Here is a 266-nt window from a genome sequence, read left to right as displayed (position 1 = left end):
AACCACACCAGCCGCACTGGTGCCACTATTCCTTGCAGATGGAAGGCTGTGCTTTCCAGGAATAGACCAGTTCGTTGTCCTGGTAGTAGTTATAAACTGCCCCATCCGGGAAGAGTGAGCGGAAAACTTTCACCCGGTTATCGTTGGAGCAATAGTTTTTGATAATCACTTTCTGCATATTACTGCGCCATTCCTCATTCTTCGTAATACTGGCAGGGAGCCCTTTAATCACGAATTTATAAGTGAACGTGTTTCCTTCCGATGAG

At 46.2% G+C, this 266-nt stretch carries 1 protein-coding gene; it reads right to left on the bottom strand.

The window, feature by feature from the left end; genetic code table 11:
• Positions 1-25 precede the first annotated feature (25 nt).
• Positions 26-266, bottom strand: a 241-nt coding sequence (locus F6P99_RS13485; protein WP_226913088.1) for a hypothetical protein, incomplete at its 5' end; no start/stop codon positions are given.

The sequence above is a fragment of the Flavicella marina genome (assembly GCF_009193215.1).
In the GTDB taxonomy this organism is placed as follows: domain Bacteria; phylum Bacteroidota; class Bacteroidia; order Flavobacteriales; family Flavobacteriaceae; genus Flavicella; species Flavicella marina.
This window is presented reverse-complemented; position numbering and strand designations above follow the sequence as displayed.